The 20,494-nt window shown below is 68.0% G+C and carries 20 protein-coding genes; 3 read left to right on the top strand and 17 right to left on the bottom strand.

The features are described from left to right. The first annotated feature begins 56 nt into the window (after window positions 1-56). Window positions 57-641, top strand: a complete 585-nt coding sequence (locus ABVF28_RS09155; RefSeq protein WP_371030258.1) for a dihydrofolate reductase family protein — start codon at window positions 57-59, stop codon at window positions 639-641. Here the strand turns inward: ABVF28_RS09155 and aroB are convergent. From aroB to ABVF28_RS09100, 11 genes are all read right to left on the bottom strand, one after another. Further along, the gene (gene aroB / locus ABVF28_RS09150; RefSeq protein ID WP_104311965.1) at window positions 638-1,720 is read right to left on the bottom strand and encodes a 3-dehydroquinate synthase; all 1,083 of its coding nucleotides are present in this window, start codon (window positions 1,718-1,720) and stop codon (window positions 638-640) included. The genes ABVF28_RS09155 and aroB overlap by 4 nt on opposite strands. Further along, on the bottom strand, window positions 1,713-2,228 hold the full coding sequence (locus ABVF28_RS09145) for a shikimate kinase (protein WP_371030257.1): 516 nt from the start codon (window positions 2,226-2,228) through the stop codon (window positions 1,713-1,715). The genes aroB and ABVF28_RS09145 overlap by 8 nt, the downstream gene beginning before the upstream one ends. Beyond that, window positions 2,225-3,496 (bottom strand): chorismate synthase, encoded by a 1,272-nt coding sequence (aroC, locus tag ABVF28_RS09140; RefSeq protein ID WP_371030256.1) that lies wholly within the window; start codon window positions 3,494-3,496, stop codon window positions 2,225-2,227. Before aroC ends, ABVF28_RS09145 begins: the two co-directional genes overlap by 4 nt. Window positions 3,497-3,500: 4 nt before the next feature. Next, window positions 3,501-4,382: a shikimate dehydrogenase gene (locus tag ABVF28_RS09135; protein WP_371030255.1), complete on the bottom strand. Its 882-nt coding sequence runs from the start codon at window positions 4,380-4,382 to the stop codon at window positions 3,501-3,503. Next, window positions 4,375-5,628 (bottom strand): endolytic transglycosylase MltG, encoded by a 1,254-nt coding sequence (gene mltG, locus ABVF28_RS09130; protein ID WP_258068127.1) that lies wholly within the window; start codon window positions 5,626-5,628, stop codon window positions 4,375-4,377. Before mltG ends, ABVF28_RS09135 begins: the two co-directional genes overlap by 8 nt. Continuing rightward, on the bottom strand, window positions 5,573-6,070 hold the full coding sequence (gene ruvX, locus ABVF28_RS09125) for a Holliday junction resolvase RuvX (protein ID WP_219819811.1): 498 nt from the start codon (window positions 6,068-6,070) through the stop codon (window positions 5,573-5,575). The genes mltG and ruvX overlap by 56 nt, the downstream gene beginning before the upstream one ends. A gap of 1 nt (window position 6,071) precedes the next feature. Beyond that, on the bottom strand, window positions 6,072-8,741 hold the full coding sequence (alaS, locus tag ABVF28_RS09120; protein ID WP_371030254.1) for an alanine--tRNA ligase: 2,670 nt from the start codon (window positions 8,739-8,741) through the stop codon (window positions 6,072-6,074). Between the two features lie 74 nt (window positions 8,742-8,815). Next, window positions 8,816-9,010, bottom strand: coding sequence for a Na+ dependent nucleoside transporter N-terminal domain-containing protein (locus tag ABVF28_RS09115; RefSeq protein WP_104311972.1), 195 nt, complete (start codon window positions 9,008-9,010; stop codon window positions 8,816-8,818). A 38-nt stretch (window positions 9,011-9,048) separates the two neighbouring features. After that, complete coding sequence (locus ABVF28_RS09110; RefSeq protein ID WP_371030253.1) at window positions 9,049-9,462, bottom strand: DUF948 domain-containing protein; 414 nt, start codon at window positions 9,460-9,462, stop codon at window positions 9,049-9,051. 176 nt (window positions 9,463-9,638) lie between these two features. Further along, window positions 9,639-10,268, bottom strand: coding sequence for a 30S ribosomal protein S4 (gene rpsD / locus ABVF28_RS09105; RefSeq protein WP_068484404.1), 630 nt, complete (start codon window positions 10,266-10,268; stop codon window positions 9,639-9,641). Window positions 10,269-10,464: 196 nt separating this feature from the next. Continuing rightward, on the bottom strand, window positions 10,465-11,790 hold the full coding sequence (locus ABVF28_RS09100; RefSeq protein WP_371030252.1) for a replication-associated recombination protein A: 1,326 nt from the start codon (window positions 11,788-11,790) through the stop codon (window positions 10,465-10,467). 69 nt (window positions 11,791-11,859) lie between these two features. Here ABVF28_RS09100 and ABVF28_RS09095 point away from each other — a divergent pair, with 69 nt between their 5' ends. After that, the gene (locus tag ABVF28_RS09095) at window positions 11,860-12,639 is read left to right on the top strand and encodes a peptidylprolyl isomerase (protein ID WP_104311975.1); all 780 of its coding nucleotides are present in this window, start codon (window positions 11,860-11,862) and stop codon (window positions 12,637-12,639) included. 148 nt (window positions 12,640-12,787) lie between these two features. Further along, a complete protein-coding gene (locus ABVF28_RS09090) occupies window positions 12,788-14,020 on the top strand; it encodes a DUF349 domain-containing protein (protein ID WP_371030251.1) in 1,233 nt (410 codons plus the stop codon). On the opposite strand, the gene ABVF28_RS09085 is transcribed toward ABVF28_RS09090, so the two are convergent. The 6 genes from ABVF28_RS09085 to yajC all read right to left on the bottom strand — a co-directional run bounded on the left by ABVF28_RS09085 (window position 14,017) and on the right by yajC (window position 20,237). Then, a complete protein-coding gene (locus ABVF28_RS09085; RefSeq protein WP_211890445.1) occupies window positions 14,017-14,175 on the bottom strand; it encodes a hypothetical protein in 159 nt (52 codons plus the stop codon). The two genes, ABVF28_RS09090 and ABVF28_RS09085, sit on opposite strands and share 4 nt — an antisense overlap. A 105-nt stretch (window positions 14,176-14,280) precedes the next feature. Continuing rightward, window positions 14,281-14,556, bottom strand: coding sequence for a hypothetical protein (locus tag ABVF28_RS09080; RefSeq protein ID WP_371030250.1), 276 nt, complete (start codon window positions 14,554-14,556; stop codon window positions 14,281-14,283). Window positions 14,557-14,617: 61 nt separating this feature from the next. Further along, complete coding sequence (locus tag ABVF28_RS09075; RefSeq protein WP_211890443.1) at window positions 14,618-16,852, bottom strand: bifunctional (p)ppGpp synthetase/guanosine-3',5'-bis(diphosphate) 3'-pyrophosphohydrolase; 2,235 nt, start codon at window positions 16,850-16,852, stop codon at window positions 14,618-14,620. A gap of 85 nt (window positions 16,853-16,937) precedes the next feature. Further along, complete coding sequence (gene secF / locus ABVF28_RS09070; protein ID WP_371030249.1) at window positions 16,938-18,008, bottom strand: protein translocase subunit SecF; 1,071 nt, start codon at window positions 18,006-18,008, stop codon at window positions 16,938-16,940. Beyond that, window positions 18,008-19,771, bottom strand: coding sequence for a protein translocase subunit SecD (secD, locus tag ABVF28_RS09065; protein WP_371030248.1), 1,764 nt, complete (start codon window positions 19,769-19,771; stop codon window positions 18,008-18,010). The genes secF and secD overlap by 1 nt, the downstream gene beginning before the upstream one ends. 58 nt (window positions 19,772-19,829) lie before the next feature. After that, window positions 19,830-20,237 carry a preprotein translocase subunit YajC gene (gene yajC, locus ABVF28_RS09060; RefSeq protein WP_104311980.1) on the bottom strand — a complete coding sequence of 136 codons (408 nt, stop codon included), beginning with the start codon at window positions 20,235-20,237 and terminating at the stop codon, window positions 19,830-19,832. Between the last annotated feature and the right edge of the window lie 257 nt (window positions 20,238-20,494).

Here is a 20,494-nt window from a genome sequence, read left to right as displayed (position 1 = left end):
CGGTGCCCAGGGGTGCGTCGTAGGGTCCTCGCACCAGTGAGACAGAGGAGCAGCCCATGCGAGAGCTCGTGTACTACGTCGCGACGAGCATCGACGGTTTCATCGCCGACCCGAGCGGAGGCTTCGACGCCTTCCCGATGGAGGGCGACCACATGGCCACCCTGCTCGCGGACTACCCCGACGCGTTCCCTGCGCATGTCCTTGAAGCGCTCGGAATGCGGGCCCCCGGCACGAGGTTCGACACCGTCATCATGGGCTGGAACACCCTCCGCCCAGCTCTCGATGTCGGCATCGAGAGCCCGTACCCGCATCTGCGTCAGGTCGTCGCGAGCCGCGGCGACCGGCGCGTCGCTGATGACATGACGCTCACGAGCGACCCCGTCGACACCGTCCGGCGGCTGAAGGACGAGGACGGGCTGCCGATCTGGCTCTGCGGCGGAGGGGAGCTCGCCGGCTCACTGCGCGGTGAGATCGACCGCCTCGTGCTGAAGCGGAACCCGGTCGTCTTCGGTGCCGGCGTTCCGCTCTTCGGCCACGCTGGATACTCACCGCAGGCATTCACCCTGAGCGCGACGCGGCGCTTCGAATCGGGCGTGACGATTGATGAGTATGTTCGGTGCGACGAACGCCGGGGCGCCTAGCTGGCGATCTCCTGGTACGCGGCGAAGAGCAGGCTCTCGTCCGGCGCGCGCATGATCGTCGGACGCCCGAGGCCATCGAGGACGACGAACCGGAGCATGGCGCCCCGCGCCTTCTTGTCGCGGCGCATCGTGGCGAGCAACGTCTTCCAGCGGCCGGCTGGATAGCTCGTGGGGAGACCGAGGAGCTCGAGGATCGCCGTGTGGCGGTCCGCGGTCGCGTCGTCCAGGCGCCCGGAGAGCCTCGCCAGCTCGGCGACGAACACCATGCCGATGGAGATGGCGGCACCGTGGCGCCACTGGTAGCGCTCCGCGTTCTCGATGGCGTGCCCGAGCGTATGGCCGTAGTTGAGGATCTCCCGCAGCCCCTGCTCGGTGAAGTCCTCGCCGACGACCCTCGCCTTGACGCGGATCGCGAGCTCGAGCACCCGGAGGAACTCGGGGGTCGTGGGGTCGGTAGCCCGCTCCGGGTCACGCTCGATGATGTCGAGGATCTCCGGCTCCGCGATGAAGCCGGCCTTCACGACCTCGGCGAAGCCGGCCAGGAGCTCGTTTCGCGGCAGGCTGTCGAGGATCTCCGGATCGATGACGACGCCAGCAGGAGGGTGGAAGGACCCGACGAGGTTCTTGCCCTCGTTCGTGTTCAGCCCTGTCTTGCCGCCGATCGCTGCGTCGACCATCGCGAGCACCGTCGTGGGCATGTGCACGACCTTGACGCCACGCAGCCACGTCGCGGCGATGAAGCCGCCGATATCGCTCGTCGCGCCTCCGCCGATCGTGATGACGGCGTCCGACCTCGTGAAGTCCGCCTGGCCGAGGATCTGCCAGCAGAACGCGGCCACCTCGATGCGCTTCGCGCCCTCCGCATCCGGGATCTCGGCGATCAGGACCTGGGTGTACTCGCCGACGAGCTGCTCCCGGACACGCTCCGCCACATTCGCGAGGTGGGGGGCGTGCACGATCAGGACCTTGGCGACGCCCTCACCGAGCAGCGCCGGGACCACGGCGGCCGCGTCGCGGAACTGGCCGCCCCCGATGATGATGTCGCCGTGGGCGCCGGGAACCTCGATGATCTCAGGCAACGTCGCTTGGTCCTTCCTTGGAGTTCTGCTCCAGCCACTCGGCGATGTCGTCGACGACGCGGACCATGGGCCGGAATGAGGTGTCGAAGCTCACGTCCGCGAGACGCTCGTACGTCTCGCGACGGGCTTCGTAGATCTGCGTCCAGCTCTCGATGCCCGTGATGAGCGGCCGCTTCGAGTTGCCGGTGATGCGCTCCGTGATGGCAGCGGGGGACGCGGTCAGCAGCACGACGGTGTGGCCGTCGAGCCGCGACTGCGTCTCGGCGTCCATGACCGCCCCGCCCCCGAGTGAGAGGACCTCGGTCGTCTCGAGGTGCTCCGCGATCACGTCGCGTTCGAGTCGCCGGAACTCGACTTCCCCGTGCGCGGCGAAGATGTCGGGAATCGCCCCGTGACGCGCCACGATCACCTTGTCGGTGTCGGCGTAGCTCGCGCCGAGCACCTTCGCGAGGCGGCGCCCGGCCCTCGACTTGCCGGCCGCCGGCGGGCCGATGAGGACGACGCTCATACGCGCCACTCGCTCAGCGAGTCCCCCATCGGCGTCTCGTCGACGGGACCAGCCTGCAGCTCGGACTCGGAGACCGACTCGTGGGACGTGCGCAGCAGGGGTGGGATGCTCCCGAGGTAGCTCTCGATGTTCCGCTTCGTCTCCGCCACCGAGTCCCCGCCGAACTTCTCCAGGATCGAGTCCGCGATCGTGAGGGCCACCATGGCCTCGACGACGACGCCGGAAGCCGGGACCGCGCACACGTCGGAGCGCTGGTGGTGTGCCGCCGCGTCCTGACCGGTGGCGACATCCACGGTGTGCAGCGCCTTCGGAACGGTCGCGATCGGCTTCATGCCCGCGCGCACGCGCAGGACCGTGCCCGTCGCCATGCCACCCTCGATACCGCCGGCGCGGTCGCTCGAGCGCACGATGGAGCCATCCCGGACGTAGAGCGGGTCGTGCGCCGAGGTTCCCGGACGACGAGTCGTCTCGAACCCGTCGCCGACCTCGACGCCCTTGATGGCCTGGACGCTCATGAGCGCCTTCGCGAGACGCGCGTCGAGTCGACGGTCCCAGTGCACGTAGGAGCCGATGCCAGGCGGCAGTCCCCACACGAGGACCTCCGTGACCCCGCCGAGCGTGTCGCCGCTCTTGCGGACCTCGTCGATGAGCGCGACGGCCGCCGCCGACGTCTCCGCATCGAAGACGCGGACGGGATCGGCGTCGATCGCCGCGAGGTCCGCGTAGACGGGCAGGGGCGCGTCGTCTGGAACGCGAACCGTGCCGATGGCCAGCGTGTGACTGAGCGTGGTGATCCCCAGCTCGGCCAGGAAGCGCTTCGCGATCGCACCGAGCGCGACGCGCGCCGCTGTCTCCCGGGCGCTCGCGCGCTCAAGGACGGGGCGGGCGTCGTCGAAGCCGTGCTTCTGCATGCCGATGAGATCGGCATGTCCCGGGCGTGGACGCGTGAGTTTCGCACCCCGGCCAGTGTCGAACACGGCGGGATCCACCGGCTCCGGACTCATGACCTCGACCCACTTGGGCCACTCCGTGTTGCCGATGCGGATGCCGATGGGCGAACCCATCGTGGCGCCGTGGCGCACGCCCGCGGAGAGCGTCAGCTCGTCCTGCTCGAACTTCATTCGCGCTCCCCGGCCGTGGCCGAGCTTTCGCCGCGCGAGGTCGGTGCGGAGATCGTCGAGGGACAGCGGGACACCAGCTGGGAGTCCCTCGAGGATCGCAAGGAGTTCTGGGCCGTGGGATTCCCCGGCCGTGAGCCATCGAAGCATTGGACTATTCTGACACGCGCAGCGCGGCGCTCCGCATCGCGGCCCGCACCTCGGCCTCTCGCGGCAGCCGTTCGGACACCCCGCGTCCCGTGAAGAGACGCACTTGCACGAGAGCCTGCTCGAGCAGGAGCTCGAGTCCGGAGACGACCCGTCCGCCAGCAGACAGCCAGCGCGACGCGAGATTCGTCGGCCACGGGTCGTAGAGCACGTCGAACAGGAGTGCTCCGTCGACCCAGGCCTCATCGACCAGGAGATGGTCCTGGTCACCCGGGATGGTGTTGACGACGAGCTCGGCGTGCTTGGACTCGGCCGGCAGGGCGTCGAACTGGGCGAAGGTCAGCACGTCGACGCCGACCCCGAGCGATGATGCCAGCGTGGCCAGCTCCCGCGCGCGCTCGGGCGCGCGGACGACGACACGCAGCTCAGACGTGCCGAGGGAGGGCAGCGCTGCGACCACGGCCGCCGCCGTGCCACCGGCCCCGAGCAGGCAGACCCTCGGCGCAGCCTCCATCCCCGCACCGTTCAGCGCGGCGACGAACCCGAGCACGTCCGTGTTCCACCCACGAGCGGCGCCGCCTGCGTCCGGATCGTCGAAGACGAGCGTGTTGACGGCCCCGATCTCGACAGCGGCCGGGGCGAGCCAGGAAGCGAATTCGTGCGCCTCCTGTTTGAGGGGCATCGTGACGGAGAACCCCCGCCACCCCGGTCCGCGCGTCGACATGAAGCCGGCGAGCTCGCCTTCCGGAACGTCGAATCGCTCGTAGCGCCAGTCCAGCCCGAGCTCCCTGTACGCCGCGGCATGGATCGCCGGCGACTTCGAATGGTCGATGGGCGAGCCGAGGACGGCGAGCCTGGTCTCCGGCGAGTCCACGCCTGCCTCAGCCATATTCGGGGTGATCTTCCATCCACGCGAGCCACTTGGCGACCGCGACCTCGTGCTCCTCGAACGTCTCGGAGAAGATGGTCTCCCCCGTGTCGAGGTTCCAGGTCACGAAGTACACCCACGGCCCGTCGGCGGGGTTCACGGCAGCATCGATAGCGATGTCACCCGGGTTCGAGATCGGCCCCGCGACCATCCCCGGATGCACGTAGGTGTTGTAGATGTTCGCAGCGTCGGCGCGTTCCGCATCGCTCGTCGAGACTCGGTGCGTGTTGCCGGTGCCATAGGCCACCGTCGCGTCGGACTGCAGGAGCATGCCCATGTCGAGCCTGTTGAGGAACACCCGCGAGACCTTGTAGTAGTCCTCGCGGAGGCCCGCTTCCTTCTGGATGAGCGAGGCCAGGCGGATCGTGTCCCAGCGTGCCTCTGGAGCGACGCCGTGCTCGTCGAGTGACTGGAACATGCGGTCGACCAGCGTCTTCAGCACCGTGTTCGCGTCGACGCCGGGGTCGAAGCTGTAGGTCGCCGGGAACAGGAACCCTTCAAGGGTCGTCGCCTCGGCGGGGAGTCCGAAGTTCGCCGGGATGGCCGCCGCCTCGAGATCGGCGACGGGAATGCCGACGCCACCCTCGATGAGTGCGTAGACGTCCTGGAGCGCTGTGCCCTCCGGAATCACGACGGTCGACTCCTGGCGGTTCGCGGGGTCGAGCAGCGAGGCGAGCGCGGATTCGGCGCTCATCTCCTCCTGCATTCCGTAGCTGCCTGGGATGAAGACCGGATCCTCGGGCTGCGCGAGCACCTCATCCACGAAGGCGCCAGGGGACTTCACGATGCCGACCTCGGCGAGTCGCTCGCCGATGGAGGTGCCGGTGTCGCCGGATTCGATGGTGAACGCCATCTCCGTGCCGTTCCCGCTGCCCTCGAAGTCCGCAGAGGACGCACCACCCCCGAACAGGCTGCGCAGCTGGGAGCCGAAGCCGAACCAGACGACCGCCGCGCTCACTGCCACGACAACGACGAGCACGAGGATGACGATCAGGCTGCGCTTGCCCTGCTTGACCGCGGCCGACTGGCGCCTGCGGTTCCCGCCGGACCTTCGCGGACTGCCGTCGCCTGCGTCCGCCTGCTTCGCGGTCTCGTCGGAGAAGAGGTCACCGAACGGATCGTCCGGGGTGAATCGCTTGCGACCTTCTTGGCTACCTGGGGGCTGGTTGTCCGTCAGAGTCCTGATCCTTTCGGGAGAGGAGCTCACCCGGCGCACGTCCGGATTGGCGCTCCGCGTCGAGCGAGGTCTGCAAGATGACGACTGCCGCCACCTGGTCGATGATGTTCCGAGATCTGGAGGCCTTCCGGCCCACGTCGCGAAGCTGCCGGCTCGCGCTGACCGTCGTCAGACGCTCGTCCACCAACCTGAGTGGAACCGGAGAGTGGGCGGCGATCTGCTCGGCCACCGCCCGCGCGTCCGCAGTCGATGCGGTCTCGGCACCTGAGAGCGACAGCGGGAGGCCCACGACGATCTCGATGGCGCCGTACTCGACGACCAGCTCCGCGATCCGCCTGGCGTGGGCATCGCCCTTGGCTCCGTCCCGCGGCACCGTTTCGAGCGGCGTCGCGAGCATTCCGTGCGGGTCGCTCCTGCTCACGCCGACGCGGGCCTTGCCCACGTCGACGCCGAGGCGCGTGCCTGGACGGATGTCAGCCATTCGCGAGTTCAGTGCGGATCGCGGCGAGCGCGTCGTCGAGGCGCTCGACGTCGGTGCCGCCGCCCTGCGCGACGTCCGGCTTCCCGCCGCCGCCTCCGCCGAGGATCGGGGCCGCGATGCGAACGAGGGCGCCTGCTGCGGCCCCAGCGTCACGCGCGGCCGGGTTGGTGGCGACGAGCACGATCGGCTTGCCGTTGGAGGCGGCGCCGAGCGCGACGACGGCAGGTCGGTCGCCGAGCTGCTCGCGGACGGCGAGCGCGAGCGAGCGGAGCTCGTCCGCGCTACGGACCTCGCCGAGGTGCTTCGCCACGAGCAGGACGCTCCCAGCGGAGCTGGCCTCGGCGGCGATCGCGGGCACGCGCCGCATGGCCTCGGCGGCTTCGAGCTCCGCGATGCGCTTCTGAGCGGCCTTGAGGCTCGTCGCCAGGTCCTGGACGCGGTCGGCGAGCTGCTCGCGTGGGGCCTTGAGGTTGCTCGTGAGCTGCGAGACGATGGCGCGCTCTACGGCGAAGTCCGCGAAGGCGTCTCGCCCGACAAGCGACTCGATGCGGCGGTTGCTCGAGCCGACGGAGGACTCCCCCACCAGGTTGACGATCCCGATCTCCGACGAGCTTCCGACGTGCGTGCCGCCGCACAGCTCTCGCGACCAGGGGCCGCCGATGTCGACCATCCGCACTCGGCTGCCGTACTTCTCGCCGAACAGGGCGCGAGCTCCGAGCGACTTGGCCTCGTCGAGGTCCATCTCGCGGGTCGTGACGACGTGGTTGGCGCGGATCGCGTCGTTGACGATGCCTTCGAGCTCGGCCTTCGTGTCGTTCGTGAGCCCCTGGCTCCAGGAGAAGTCGAGGCGCAGGTACCCGGCCTTGTTGTATGAGCCGGACTGGTGCGCGTCGGGTCCGAGCACGTCGCGGAGCGCGGCGTGGAGGAGGTGCGTCGCCGTGTGGGCCTGGTTGGCGCTGCGACGGTATGCCGGGTCGACGATCGTCTCGACGCGATCGCCGACGGCGACCTCACCGGAGACGATGGTGACGGTGTGGCTCACGAGGCCCGCGATGGGCCGCTGGACGTCGACGACGTCCGCGACGAGTCCACGGGCGGCTGAGGTGATCTGGCCAGAGTCCGCTTCCTGCCCGCCCGACTCCGCGTACAGCGCCGTGCTGGCCAGGATGATCTCGACCTGCTGTCCGGAGCTGGCGCTGACGGCGGGGTGACCGTCGACGATGAGCCCGAGCACCTCGCTCTCGTGGGCGAGGTCGGTGTAGCCGACGAACGTGGTCTCGCCCAGCGAGCGGAACTCGCTGTACACCGAGACGTCGGCGAGGGCGGAGCGCTTTGACTTCGCATCCGCCTTCGCACGCGTGCGCTGCTCGCTCATCAGCCGCTCGAAAGCCTCGCGGTTGACGCTGACGCCCGCCTCCTCGGCGATCTCCACGGTGAGGTCGATGGGGAAGCCGAAGGTGTCGTGGAGCTTGAACGCGGTCTCACCGGAGAGGTGCTGCACCCCGCTCGCACGCGTCTCGGTGACGGCGGTCTCGAGGATGGCCGTGCCAGCTGCGAGCGTGCGGAGGAAGGTCTCTTCTTCTGCGTAGGCGAGACGCGCGATGCGCGGGAACTCGTCCACGAGCTCTGGGTAGGCGTCCTTCATCGCGTCTTTGGAAGCTGGCAGGAGCTGCGGGAGGCTGGCGCCTTCGAACCCGAGGAGGCGCATGGCTCGGACGACCCGGCGCAGGAGGCGTCGCAGGATGTACCCGCGTCCCTCGTTGCCCGGCTCGACCCTGTCGGCCATCAGCATGAGCGAGGAGCGCACGTGGTCGGCGACGACGCGCATGCGAACGTCGTCCGCGTGGGAGGCACCATAGGCCTTGCCGGAGATCTCAGCGGCCTTGTCGAGGACCGGGCGAACCTGGTCGATCTCGTACATGTTGTCGACGCCCTGCTTGATGAAGGCGATGCGCTCGAGGCCCATGCCCGTGTCGATGTTCTGCTTCGGGAGGTCGGCGACGATCTCGTAGTCGTCCTTCGTGGTTCCCTCACCGCGCTCGTACTGCATGAACACGAGGTTCCAGATCTCGACGTAGCGGTCGTCGTCGGTTGCCGGTCCCCCGTCGGCTCCGTATGCGGGGCCACGGTCGAAGAAGATCTCGGAGCAGGGACCGGCGGGGCTGCCGGGGCCGCCCGCCGACCAGAAGTTGTCCTTCATGCCGAGGCCCTGGATGCGTGCATCCGGGAACCCCGTGACCTCACGCCAGATGCCGCGTGCGACGTCGTCCTTCTCGTAGACCGTGATCCAGAGGTCCTCCGGCTTGAATCCGAGCCCGCCCGCACTCTCCGGCGTGGTCAGCAGCTCCCAGGCGAACTCGATCGCGCCCTGCTTGAAGTAGTCGCCGAACGAGAAGTTCCCGCACATCTGGAAGAAGGTGCCGTGTCGAGGGGTCTTGCCGACCTCCTCGATGTCGTTGGTCCTGATGCACTTCTGCACGCTGACCGCGCGGTCGAACGGGGCCGGGACCACTCCCGTGAAGTACGGGATGAACGGAACCATGCCCGCGATCGTGAACATGATCGTCGGGTCGTCGCTCACCAGGGGCGCTGAGGGGACTGCGGTGTGCCCCCGCTTCTCGAAGAAGTCGAGGTAGCGGCGACGGATCTCGGCGGTTTGCATCGTGCTGTGTGGCTCTTTCTGTGGCGACTGGCGACGGGCGACGAGGCCCCCCGGGATGTGGGTGGGGTGTCGCGCTACTTGATGTCGGCGATAGCCGCGGTGAGGTCCTGCGTGCGCGCGCGGTAGCCCTCCGCCACGGCTTCGGTGAACTCGTCGACGCGTCCGTTCACGCCGGAGAAGAACGTGCGGCCTGCTGGGGTCGAGTTGACGAGGTGGGCGAGGGCGAAGCCTGCGGCGATACCGCCGATGATGCTGAGCGCTGTGCGCATGAGATCTCCTGGAACGTGGTGAGCGGGTGTCTGGCGGGTCAGCGCGTTGCGCGCTTCTTCGACTTCTTCGGCTTCGAGGTGGACTTGACCGTCGCAGGTCCGTCGCTCTTGAGGCTGGAGATGCCGGCGCGCACGGCGGCTGAGAAGCCGGCGAGCTTGATGAGGGGGCCGCCGACGGTCGCCGCGGTGAGTGCGACGAGGCTTGAGACGTTGCTCGTGGTCTCGGAGACGTGGGTCGTGATGCTGTCGATCTTCGCGAGCTGCTTGTTGGCCTCGAGCACGGTGACCTGCGTCTCGGCGAGGGTTGGCGTGATCGCGTCGACGGACTCGCGGATGCCGCTGCGCACCTCGTCGAGCACCCCGCCAAGCTTCAGCAGGGGAACAGCGAGCAGGAGGACGAGGATGAGGAAGACTGCGGCCGCGATGAGGCCGGCGATGTCGCCACCAGACATGGTGCTTGCTCCTTAGTGAGCGCGGCGCGTCGCCGCACGGATAGACGAACGCCGCAGCGCCGCAGGACAGACAAAAGGGCGGGTCATCTTGCGATGACCCGCCCCTATGTTAGTTGGCTCCGGCGGCGCGGGTTGCCCCGAACTGCCAGTTCCGGCGAACCGGAGCGCCAGCGTGGCTAGCGAGCAGCGTAGTACTCGACGACGAGCTGGACTTCACACGTGACCGGGACCTCGACGCGCTTCGGGCGACGCACGAGGCGCGCCTGGAGCGTTGCGAGGTCGACATCGAGGTACGCGGGGAGCTTCGGGAGGACGTCCGCGTGGCCACCGGCTGCGGCGACCTGGAAGACCTCGAGGGCCTCCGAGCGCTGCTTGACCTGGATGAGCTGTCCCGGCTTCACGCGGAAGCTGGGGCGGTCGACGAGCTTGCCGTCGACGAGGATGTGGCGGTGCACCACGAGCTGACGAGCCTGAGCCGTCGTGCGGGCGAAGCCCGAACGCAGGACAAGCGCGTCGAGGCGCATCTCGAGCAGCTCGACGAGGTTCTCACCCGTCAGGCCTGCCGCGCGACGCGACTCTTCGAAGACGATGCGAAGCTGCTTCTCGCGGAGCCCGTACTGGGCGCGCAGGCGCTGCTTCTCGCGCAGACGGACGGCGTAGTCGCTGTCGGTCTTGCGACGCGTGCGGCCGTGCTCGCCCGGTGCGTACGGGCGCTTCTCGAGCGCGCGCTCAGCCTTCGGGGTGAGCGCGATGCCGAGTGCGCGGCTGAGGCGCACCTTGCTGCGTGAACGTGAGGTCTTGGACACAATTGCCTTCCGAGCGAAGTTTGGCGCGCGTGAGCGCGCAGAAATGAAGTTGCTCTCCGCCAAGGCCATGCCCCGGCGTCAAACTTGAGCAGTGTCGCGCGTGCGTCGGCTACAGACTGCACGCCTTACTCCCAGACGCGCAGCCGCACGGTCCCGGGACGTAGACCGAGAAAGACTAGCACAGTGCGGCGTACCGTCACGTACCCGGCTTGGTGATGGCGCGGAGCTTCTCGAGCCTGGCAGCGATCTCGCGCTCTTCGCCGAAGCGGGTCGGCGAGTAGTACTCGCGCTGGCTCAGCTCGTCGGGGAGGTACTGCTGCTCGGAGACGCCGCGCGCGTCGTCATGAGGGTACTTGTACCCCTTGCCGTGACCGAGGCGCTTCGCTCCTGCGTAGTGCGCGTCCCTGAGGTGCTTGGGAACGCGGCCGATGCCGCCCGCCTTGACATCGGCGATGGCGGCGTTGATGCCGGAGTAGGCGGCGTTGGACTTCGGTGCCGTAGCCAGGAACACGGTCGCCTGAGCCAGCGGGATCCGCCCCTCCGGCATGCCGATCAGCTGCACGGCGTCTGCCGCGGCGACTGCCATCTCGAGCCCACGTGGCTCCGCGAGTCCGATGTCCTCGCTCGCCAGCACGATGAGGCGCCGGGCGATGAAGCGCGGGTCTTCCCCCGCGACGATCATCCGCGCCAGGTAGTGGAGCGCAGCATCCGGGTCGCTCCCTCGGACGGACTTGATGAACGCGCTGATGACGTCGTAGTGCTCGTCGCCGTCCCTGTCATAGCGCAGGAGCGCCTGATCGGAGGCGCTCGCGACGATCTCGGCGTCGATGGTCGTCTGCTCGGAGGCCTGCGCTGCGGCGGCCGCGGCCTCGAGTGTGGTGAGCGCGCGCCGCGCGTCTCCGGAGGAGAACTGCACGATGGCCCGTTTGGCGTCGTCCGCGACCTCGAAGACCCCTGAGAGTCCTCGCTTGTCGGTGGAGGCGCGGTCGATGAGCTCGATCAGATCCGCCTCGTCGAGCGGCTGCAGCGTGAGCAGCAGGCTCCTGGAGAGCAGCGGGCTGATGACCGAGAACGACGGATTCTCCGTCGTGGCTGCGACGAGCGTCACCCAGCCGTTCTCAACGCCTGGCAGGAGCGCGTCCTGCTGCGCCTTCGTGAACCGGTGGATCTCATCGAGGAACAGCACCGACTGGATGCCGTAGAGATCGCGTTGCGTGAGCGCCTCGTCCATCACCTGGCGCACGTCCTTGACACCGGCCGAGATCGCGGAGAGCTGCGTGAAGCGCTTGCCCGAGGTATGCGCGATCGCCTGCGCGAGCGTCGTCTTGCCCGTTCCGGGCGGACCCCAGAGGATCACGGAGGTGCCAGCCCGAGCGTCCTGCTCGGGGGATGCGAGCGCGCGGAGGGGTGAGCCCGGGCGCAGGAGGTGCTGCTGACCGACGACCTCGTCGAGGGAACGCGGGCGCATCCGCACCGCGAGGGGCGCGGTTGTACCCGCCAGGCTTGGCGCGTCACCGGTCATGAGGCCCGATGTTAGTAAACTCCCCTCTGGTGCCTGCACGGCATGCTGAGGACAAGCGAATGAGGCACAGTGGCAACTTCGGAGAAGAACACGCGTGAACAGCGTCGGCGTACCCGCGAGTACGAGGCGCGCGTCGCCGTCCACGAACGGGGTGTCCGACGTCGCAGTCGAGACAACCGCGTCTGGACCGTCGCCCTCGTCGTCGTGGCGCTGGTCGTCGGCGCCCTGCAGGTCTTCTACTTCACCGGCGGCCCCGGCGCCCCAGCACCCGCAGCGGACGCGACCTCGACGCCTGCGGCCACGCCCGCCGGCGAGGTGCCAGACCCGGCCATCGCCGAGGCGCGCACCTGGACGGGCGAGCTGACGTTCAACGACGACCTCACGCTCGGCATCGAGCTCGACGGCGCGGCAGCTCCCCAGGCGGTCGCGAACATGGTCTCCCTCAGCGGTGAGAACTACTTCACGGACACCTCCTGCCACCGCCTCACGACCGAGGGGCTCTTCGTGCTGCAGTGCGGCGATCCGACCGGCACCGGGACGGGTGGGCCCGGCTACAGCTGGGGCCCGATCGAGAACGCACCGGAGGACGGGGTCTACCCGGCCGGCACGATCGCCATGGCCCGCCAGGGCGGCAACGCCGAGAGCATGGGGAGCCAGTTCTTCATCGTCTACGAGGACACGACCCTACCCGGTGACGCCGCAGGCGGGTACACCGTCATGGGTCAGGTCACGGACGGACTGGACCAGCTCATCACGGGCATCGTGGATGCCGGCGTCGACCCCGCTTCAGGGGGCGGCGATGGTGCGCCGGTCGCACCCGCGGTGATCACGTCGCTCACGCTCGAGTAGCGGGTCGGACCGCGCCGACGCGGCGACGGGACTCCCCGTCATCTGCAGAGACTGGGCATGCGCTGGTGAACGAAGCGTCCGCAGTGTCCTAGCATGGGGAGTCAGTCGCGCAAGCTGCGCAAACGCCTACCGTGAGGGAATACCCGCCATGTCTGCACTCCCCCAGAACCCGTGGGGCCGCGTCGAAGAAGACGGCACCGTGTACGTGATCGAAGAAGGGACTGAGCGCAAGGTCGGCCAGTACCCTGACGGCACGGCCGAGGAGGCTCTCGCGTACTTCGTCCGCAAGTTCTCTGACCTCGAGGGTCAGGTCTCGCTGCTCGAGCAGCGCGTCAAGAACGGCGCACCGGCCTCCGACATCGCGAAGTCGGCCAAGCACCTCAGCGCGCAGCTGAGCGACGCGAACGCCGTCGGCGACCTCGCGGCGCTCCGGTCGCGCCTCGACGCGCTCGGCGGGACGGTCAGCGAGCTCACCGAGCAGCAGCGCGAAGCGCAGCAGGAGGAGATCGCCGGGGCTCTCGCGGAACGCGAAGCGATCGTGGTCGAGGCCGAGCGCCTCGCCGCCCAGCCCCCAGCCTCCATCCAGTGGAAGCAGACGACGGCGAGCATCGACGAGCTCTTCACGAAGTGGAAGGCGCACCAGCAGGACGGGCCGCGCCTGCCGAAGGCCGAGGCCAATGCGCTCTGGAAGCGCTTCCGTGGTGCCAGGAGCACGCTCGAGCGCGAGCGTCGTGCGTTCTTCGCCGAACTCGACGCGAGCCACAAGACCGCTCGGGATGCGAAGACGAAGATCCTCGAGCGCGCGGAGGCGCTCGCCCCTCGCGGCGCGGACGGCGTGGCTAAGTACCGCCGCCTGCTCGACGAGTGGAAGGCCGCTGGCCGCGCGGGCCGCAAGTACGACGACGCGCTGTGGAACCAGTTCAAGGCGGCTGGAGACCTGCTCTTCCAGGCGAAGGGCGAGGTCGACGCGGCCGAGAACGTCGAGTACGCCGCGAACTACGAGGCCAAGGCAGCCCTGCTCGAGGAGGCGACGCCGATCCTCCAGATCACCGACCGCCGTGCGGCACGCGAGAAGCTCGCCGATATCCAGCGACGCTGGGACGAGATCGGCCGTGTTCCTCGCGAGAACTTCAAGTCGACAGAAGACCGCCTTCGCGCGATCGAGCAGCACGTTCGCAAGCTCGACGACGACCACTGGCAGAAGTCCAACCCGGAGCGCCAGGCGCGTAGCCAGGGCATGCACAGCCAGCTCACCGAGGCGATCGAGAAGCTCGAAGCCGAGCGTGCCGCCGCGGAGGCTCGTGGCGACAAGCGTGCCGTGAAGCAAGCCGAGGAGGCGCTCGAAGCCCGCCGCGTGTGGCTCGGGGCCATCGGCAGCTAGACCGTCGAGCGCTGTCCACAGCTCACCAGGCTGAGCGGCGCGAACACCACGAAGTGGGGCAGGATGCGAGTGTGCATCCTGCCCCGCTTCGTCTGCTGCCCGATGTGGAGCTGCAGGTCATGAGGCGCGATGGCGTCGTCGTCCGCTTCGGTCACGCCTGCGCAGTCGCGTATGCGTCCGTGGCCGACCGGTTGACCCCGGGAGACCGAGCCGCATCGCTCGCTCCCCTGGTGATGGGAACCGCCGCGGTGGGTGGTGCCTCAGCCGTCTGGGTGCACGCGGGCGGACCTGCGCCGTCGGAGCTCACCATCTCCACGCGGCGTGGAGCGCGTCCGCCCAGGCAGCATCTCGTCGGCGTCCGCTATCGGTCCACCGCTCCGCCAGACGCTGCGGTCCGGCTCGTCGGAGGCGTCCGGGTCGTCGTGCCGTGGCTGGCGCTGTTCGATCTGCTCCACGACCCGACAGGCGACCAGGCGACCATCGAACTCGCCGTGAGGCGACTTGAACTGGATCCCGTCGAGCTGCTCGCGACCCACGTCACGCTGCGCCGGCCGTTCGCTGCTCTGGCGAGGAGACGTGCGATGTTGGCGACAGCTGCTACTGGGTCTTGACGCGGTACACGTCGTAGACGCCGTCGATGCGGCGCACGGCATTCAGCACCCGGTCGAGGTGCGTCGTGTCGCCCATCTGGAACGAGAACTTGCTGATCGCGAGGCGCGCCTTCGAGGTGTGCACCGTCGCCGAGAGGATGTTGACATGGTGCTCGCTCAGCACCCGCGTGACGTCGCTCAGCAAGCCAGACCTGTCGAGCGCCTCGACCTGGATGTTGACGAGGAACACACTCGACGAGCTCGGCGCCCACTGGACTTCGATCATGCGCTCCGGCTCGCGGAGCAGGCTCGCCACGTTGTTGCAGTCGGCTCGGTGCACCGAGACGCCCTGCCCACGCGTGACGAAGCCGAGGATCTCGTCACCCGGAACCGGCGTGCAGCACTTGGCGACCTTGACGAGGATGTCGGGCGCGCCGCGGACGAGCACCCCGGAGTCGCTCGTGGTCGGGATGGTGGTGCCGGGCGTGAACTGCGGCGCCTCATCGGCGGCCGGGACGTCCTGCTCCTGCCGAAGCGCGGCCTGCAGCTTCTCCATGACGGATTGCGTCGAGACGTGGCCGTCGCCGACGGCCGCGTAGAGGGCGGTCACGTCGAGGTAGCGGAGGTTGGAGGCGACCGACGAGAACGCCTCCTGGACATGGTCCTTGTTGAGCGGGAGGCCCGCCTTGCGGAGTGCCTTCGCGACGGAGTCCTTGCCCTGCTCGATCGCCTCGTCGCGGCGCTCCTTCGAGAACCACTGCCTGATCTTGTTCTTCGCCCTGGCGCTCGCGACGAACGTCAGCCAGTCCTGCTTCGGTCCCGCGTCCGGGTTCTTCGAGGTGAACACCTCGACGACATCGCCGTTCTGCAGTTTCGAGTCGAGCGGGAGGAGCCGCCCGTTGACCTTCGCGCCCATCGTCCGGTGACCGACGTCGGTGTGGATGGCGTACGCGAAGTCGACAGGTGTCGCCCCTGCGCTGAGACCGATGACCTTGCCCTGCGGTGTGAAGACGTAGACCTCCTTCGCGCCGAGGTCGAAGCGCAGCGAGTCGAGGAACTCCCCCGGGTCCGTCGTCTCCTGCTGCCAGTCGCTGAGGTGCTTGAGCCAGGCCATCTCGGTCTGGGTCTCATCCGCCTTGTCCTGCTTGCCCGACTGGGCGTTCTGCTTGTACATCCAGTGCGCCGCGACACCGAACTCGGCGCGGCGGTGCATCTCGACGGTGCGGATCTGGATTTCGACCGGCTTGCCGTCCGGCCCAATGACCGTCGTGTGCAGCGACTGGTAGAGATTGAACTTGGGCGTCGCGATGTAGTCCTTGAACCTGCCGGGCATCGGCGTCCACCTGGCGTGGATCGCTCCCAGCACGCCGTAGCAGTCGCGGACCGAGTCGACGATGAGTCTGATGGCGGTGAGATCGTAGATCTCGTCGAAGTCCCGTCCGCGGACGATCATCTTCTGGTAGATCGAGTAGAGCTCCTTGGGGCGCCCGTAGACGTCGCCGCGCATCTTCAGCTGGCGGAGGTCGGACTGCACCTCGGCGATGACGCGCTGGACGTACTTCTCGCGCTCCGGCTGCCGGTGGGCGACGAGGTTCTTGATCTCTGAGTAGATCTTGGGATTGATGACGGCGAACGAGAGGTCCTCGAGCTCGTTCTTCATCGCCTGGATGCCCATCCGGTGCGCGAGCGGGGCGTAGATCTCCAGGGTCTCCTTGGCCTTGCTCTTGGCCTTCTCCGGCGACATGAAGCCCCAGGTGCGGGCGTTGTGGAGACGGTCGGCGAGCTTGATCACGAGAACGCGGATGTCCTTCGACATCGCGACGACCATCTTTCGAACGGTCTCCGCCTGCGCGTTGTCGCCGTATTTGACCTTGTCGAGCTTGGTGACGCCGTCGACGAGCATCGCGATCTCGTCACCGAAATCGGAGCGGAGCTCGTCGAGCGTGTACTCCGTGTCCTCGACCGTGTCGTGGAGCAGGGCTGCTGCCACGGTGATCGAGCCGATGCCGAGGTCGGCGAGGATCTTGGCGACGGCGACCGGGTGGGTGATGTACGGCTCGCCGCTGCGTCGGAACTGCCCCTCGTGCGCATCCTTCGCGACCTCGTAGGCGCGCTGCACGAGCGCGGTGTTGGCGCGGGGGTCGTGCTTCCTGAGCGATTTGAGAATCGGCTCGAGAACGTGCACAGGCTGCTTCGCGAACATTCTCGGCATTCGCCAGCGCAGCGAGGAAACTTCGCTCATGCAGCACCTCCATATGCATCATCACCCTGGCCTGCGTGAATACGCGGACCAGGGTGATGACAAGTTATCACCGTGCGGACGGTCGTCAGGACGCCGATGCCTTCGACGCCGACTCGGATGCCTCCGGGGTCTCTGCGTCGTCGTCGAGAGCGTCGCCCTCCACGTCGCCGCCATCCTTCTGCGTGCGAGCGCGCGCTGCCAGAATGCGCTTGTCGGTGCGTGCGATCTCCGGCTCTCGCGACCGGAGCGCCGCGTAGAGCGGGCCGGCGACGAAGATCGTCGAGAGGGCCCCGACGAAGATGCCGATGAACAGCGCGAGCGCGATGTCGCGGAGCGTGCCGGCTCCCATGAGGAAGGCGCCGATGAAGAGGATCCCGCCCACCGGGAGGAGCGCGACGACCGACGTGTTGATCGAGCGCACCAGCGTCTGGTTGATCGCGAGGTTGACGAGTTCGCCGAACGTCCTCGAGGACTCCGCGTTGTAGTCCTCGGCGTTCTCGCGGATCTTGTCGAACACCACGACGGTGTCGTACAGCGAGTAGCCGAGGATGGTGAGGAAGCCGATCACGGCCGCCGGAGTGACTTCGACGCCTGTGATGGCGTAGACGCCCGCCGTGACGACGAGGTCGTGGGCGAGGGCGACGAGCGCCGCTATGGACATCTTCCAGGTGCGGAAGTACAGCGACATGAGGATGGCGGCGACCGCGACGAAGACCGCGAGGCCGATCACCATCTGTCTGGTGATGTCCTGGCCCCAGGATGGCCCGATCGTCGACAGGTTGACGTCCTCGACGGGAACGGAGTAGGCCTCGGCGAGCTGCGCGCGCAGCTCGGTGTTGGCCTCTTCGGACAGGGAGTCGGTCTGGACTCGGATGCCGCCGTCGCCGAGGACGGCGACCTTGGCCGGCGTCGGCGTGAACTCGGCCGCCGCCGCGATGGCCGGCTCCTGCTCGTCGGTCGCCGGCTGCGAGACGAGGAACTCCGAACCGCCGGTGAACTCGATGCCGAGTTCGAGGCCACCACGGAGGATCGGGACGAGGATGGAGATGAGGACGGCGAGCCCCGCGATGGAGAACCAGATCTTCCGCCTGCCGACGAAGTCGATCGAGCGCTCACCGGTGTACAGGTCGTTGCCGAGCGTCTGGAACTTGCTCATCAGGCCTTCTCCCCCTTGCTTGTCGTCGACGTCTGCTCCGCCGCAGGCGTTCCTGCGCTCACGAGGTCGTCGGCTCCGCCCTTCTTGGCGGCTTCCGCCTTGCGCTCGGCGAGGGTCTGGCGCTTCGACGCCTCACGCGACGCGCCGCGCTTCTTCTGCTCGGGGGTGCGGAACGTTCCGCGGCCGCGGTAGACGGCGCCGAGCGAGCGCGGATCGAGGCCGGAGGCCGGGTGGCCGTCTGCGAAGAACGAGGTCCGTGCGAGGAGTCGCATGAGCGGGTGCGTGAAGAGGGTCACGACGATGATGTCGATGATGGTCGTGATGCCGAGGGTCAGCGCGAAGCCGCGCACGTTGCCGACGGCGACGAACAGCAGCACGATCGCGACGAGGAAGTTGACGGCGTCGGACGCGAGGATCGTGCGGATCGCGCGCGTCCACCCGCCTTCGACGGCGGAGACGAGTCCCTTGCCGTCTCTCAGCTCGTCCTTGATGCGCTCGAAGTACACGATGAACGAGTCCGCCGTGATGCCGATGGCGACGATGAGGCCCGCGACACCCGCGAGTGACAGCCGGTACCCCTCTTGGTTGGAGAGGTAGGTGACCACGACGTAGGTCAAGGCCGCGGCGATGACCAGCGATGCCACGGTCACGAGCCCGAGCGTCCGGTACTGGAAGAGCGAGTAGACCACGACGGCGGCGAGTCCGATGAGGCCCGCGATGAGGCCGTTCACAAGCTGCGAGCTTCCCAGCGTGGCGGAGATGGTGGAGGTGGACTGCGCGACGAAGTTGAACGGCAGCGCGCCGAACTTCAGCTGGTCGGCGAGCGCCTTCGCGCTCTCCTCGTTGAAGTTGCCCGAGATCTGCGGCTTGCCGTCGGTGATCGCGGCGTTGGTGGTCGGGGCGACGATGACCTGGTTGTCGAGCGTCACGGCGAACCTGTTCTGGTTCTCCGTGAGGCCGACGAGACGCTCGGTGACGGCTGCGAACTCCTGGGTGCCCTGCGCGTCGAACTCGATGTTCACCGCCCACTGGTTCGTGGTGGCGCCTGTGCTCGTCGTGGTGAGACCGCTCGTGGCGTCGGCGATTCGCTCACCGGTGACTTCGACGGGTCCGAGGACGTACTTCTCCGTGCCCGTGTCGTCGCACGTGATGAGCGGCTGGGCCGGGTCGATGTCGGCGGCCGGAGCGAGGTCTGCGCAGTTGAACTGCACGAAGTCGACGTACATCTGCTCGGTGACCCAGTTGAGGTCGCTCGCATCGGTCGGCTCGGCGGTCGGCGTCGTCGAGAGCTCCTCCGGCAGCTGGTCTGCCGGGATGGCCTGGGTGTTCGCAGCCTGGTCGGCGACGAGTACGGCGCGGAACTCGAGCTTGGCCGAGTTCTCGATACGGTCGCGGGTGAGCTGGTCCATCTCGCCGGGCACGGAGACGACGATGTTGCGTCCGCCCTGCGTGGTGATCTCGGCCTCGGAGACACCGGAGGCGTCAATGCGCTGGCGGATGATGGAGACCGCCTGCTGCATCTGCTCAGATGACGGGTCGGCCTGCCCCTCTGGAAGCTGAGCGGCGAGCACCACCTGGGTGCCACCCTCGAGGTCGAGCGCGAGGCGCGGGGTCCACTGACCGCCCTGCGTGGCGACGGCCAGCCAGTTGAGGCCCACGAGGGCAAGGATGAGGATCAGGAGCCACGTGAGCGTGCGCCAGGCGCGCTGGACGATGCCAGCACCCCGACCACGACGCGCCGATGACGTTGTCGACTTCGCCAAGAGAGTTCTGCCTTCTGACCTCAAGACGAGGCCCGTGCGTGAGAGGTGAGGGAGTCGCCTACGCCTTGTTGGTGTTGGGTCCGGACTCGGAGCCGTTGTCGCCGTCGCGGCGGTCTGCGTCCGCGGCGTCGCGGTGCTCGGGCTCCGTGGCGGGGAACTCTTCCACCGTCTCCTCGACGGAGAGCGCGGATGCGTCGTCCGGGACAGACGGGGTGAGGATGTTCGCGATCGTCATCGAGTGGACGCGGAGGCGCGTGCCGGGCTCGGACTCGATCGTCGTGATGTTGTTGTCCTCGTCGATATCGACGATGGTGCCGTACACGCCGCTCTGCGTCATGACGTCTGCGCCGATGACGGCGCTGCTGCGCATCTCCTGCTGCTGCTGGGTCCTCTTCTTGTTGCTGCGCCACATGAAGAAGATCATGACGCCGAGGAGGACGAGGGGAAGAAGGAGCGTGAGATCCATATGTGGGTGCCTTTCTGGCAGTCCGTACTACGACTATGCACGCCCGGAACGACGGCAAACGCATCTAGTGTACGTCGCGGTCGTGCGGATGTCGCTCAGCCAGTGATCGAAGGTTGGCGGGAGGACTAGATGTATGGCCTCGGGACGTTGTGAACGGGTGACGTGAAGCGAGAACCTCCGTGCAGGATGTGGGTTACCACACTCAAATCCTGACCACGGAGGTTCTCGTGACTCACGCTAACGCACCCCTCACCCCG

It is taken from the genome of Pseudoclavibacter sp. JSM 162008, assembly GCF_041366455.1.
Lineage (GTDB): Bacteria > Actinomycetota > Actinomycetes > Actinomycetales > Microbacteriaceae > Pseudoclavibacter.
Note: the sequence above shows the minus strand (reverse complement) of the source record. Positions and strands in the feature narration are given on the sequence as shown.